A 1,860-nucleotide genomic window follows, 5' to 3' on the forward strand; every position below is an offset into this window, starting at 1 on the left:
GCCCTGCCGGTCGGGGTCGTCACCGGCCTGCTCGGCGCCCCCGTCCTGCTCTGGATGCTCCGCTCCCGAACCACGTCCCCGGAGGGCCGATGACCGTGTCAGAGACCACCACCCCCACCTCGACCTCTCCCTCGACCCCTGCCCCTCGCTGGAACGTGGGTGAAAATCGTCGTCCAGCCGACGGTTTTCACCCACATTCGCAGGAGGCTGAGCGGTCGGAGTCGTCGCAGAGGTCGCAGGAGCCTTCGCCCCGACTGCGGGCGGATGCCGTGAGCCTGGCTTACGACGAGCGGATGGTCGTCGACGGGGTCACCCTCGACGTGCCCACGGGCAAGATCACCGTCGTCGTCGGGCCCAACGGGTGCGGGAAGTCGACGTTGCTGCGCGGGCTCGGCCGGCTGCTGAAGCCACGCGGTGGGTCGGTGCTGCTCGACGGTGAGGTGATCACCGAACTGCCGACGCGTGAGGTGGCCCGGCGCCTGGGGTTGCTGCCGCAGCAGCCGATCGTGCCCGAGGGTGTCAGCGTGCTCGAGCTCGTCGAGCGCGGGCGGCATCCGCACCACGGCCTGTTCCGCAGCTGGGGCCGCGCCGACGAGGAGGCCGTCGCGTCGGCACTGACCCGCACCGACCTCGTCGAGCTCGCGTCAGTGCCGGTCGACAGCCTGTCGGGCGGTCAGCGACAACGGGTGTGGCTGGCCATGGTGCTGGCCCAGGACACGCCGGTGCTGCTGCTCGACGAACCGACGTCCTTCCTCGACATCGCGCACCAGCTCGACGTGCTCGACCTCGTGCGCTCGCTGCGTGACCAGTCCGGCACCACGGTCGTCATGGTGCTGCACGACCTCGCGATGGCAGCGCGCTACGCCGACCACCTCGTCGCGATGAGTGACGGCCGGATCATCGCCGAAGGGCCGCCCGCCCAGGTGGTGACCCCCGAGGTGATCGCCGACGTCTTCGGGGTCACCGCGAGCGTCATCGTCGACCCCGAGTCAGGAACCCCCGTGGTCATGCCCCGAAGGAGAGCGTCATGAGTGCCGGTGCCAAGGTCGTGCCGATGGCAACGCGGAGGCTCGTGCGCGCCTCGGATGCCGCCACCCCCCTCGTGCGCGAGGACGCGCCGCAGTTCGTGGCCACGGTCGTCGAGGTGGCGGACCTCGGCGGCGGGATGCGCCGGGTGACGTGTGAGGCGCCCACGCTGCGCGACTTCGTGGCGTGTGGGCCCGACGAGTACGTCGGGTTGGTGATGCCCGCGGCTGGTCGGCCGCTCGTCATGCCCGACCCGGATGCCGTCGACATGCGGGGGTCGGTCGCCGCGATTCCCGCTGTGGACCGGCCGGCGCTGCGTTGGTACACGATCCGCGAGCACGACCCGCTGCGGGGGCGGATCGACATCGACATCATGACCCACGGGGACACGGGTCCCGGGTCGGCGTGGGCCTGCCGGGTTCGGCCGGGCGACCCCGTGGGGCTGCGCGCCAGTGGTGCCCTCTACCGCGGGCTCGAGGTGACCGGGCGCCAGGTGCTCGTCGCCGACGAGAGCGCGGTGCCGTCGGTGGCGGCGATCCTCGAGTCGTGGGGTGGGCCCGGCGACGCAGCCGACCAGGGCGTCGAGGCGCACGTCGAGGTGGCCGATGTGTCGGTGCTGCGGGCGTATGAGCTGGGGGATGCGCGGGTGTACGTGCGATCCGGCCGCCCGGGAAGTGCCGTGGTGCCGGGGCTGGCCGCTGCCCTGGCTGCCGGTGGAGGGCCGGTCCGGTACGCGTGGGCCTGCGGTGAGGCGGCACTGGCTGCCGGGGCGCGGCGCGTGCTGCGTGAGGCCGGGGTCGACCGGGGCAGCATCTACTCGTGCGGGTACTGGAC

Annotated in this window: 2 protein-coding genes; both read left to right on the forward strand. The window is 72.4% G+C overall.

Annotated features, from left to right (window positions below):
* Positions 1–293 precede the first annotated feature (293 nt).
* On the forward strand, positions 294–1,031 hold the full coding sequence (locus PLL68_RS01270; protein WP_324530923.1) for an ABC transporter ATP-binding protein: 738 nt from the start codon (positions 294–296) through the stop codon (positions 1,029–1,031).
* Positions 1,028–1,860 (forward strand): siderophore-interacting protein (locus PLL68_RS01275; RefSeq protein ID WP_324530897.1); only part of this gene is annotated, 833 nt, incomplete at its 3' end. The genes PLL68_RS01270 and PLL68_RS01275, both read left to right, overlap by 4 nt.

Source organism: Ornithinibacter sp. (assembly GCF_035443565.1).
Lineage (GTDB): Bacteria > Actinomycetota > Actinomycetes > Actinomycetales > Dermatophilaceae > Fodinibacter.

Coding starts and splice junctions, on each gene's coding strand:
- PLL68_RS01270 (WP_324530923.1), top strand. CDS start 294: ATGGTCGTCGACGGGGTCACCCTCGACGTGCCCACGGGCAAGATCACC.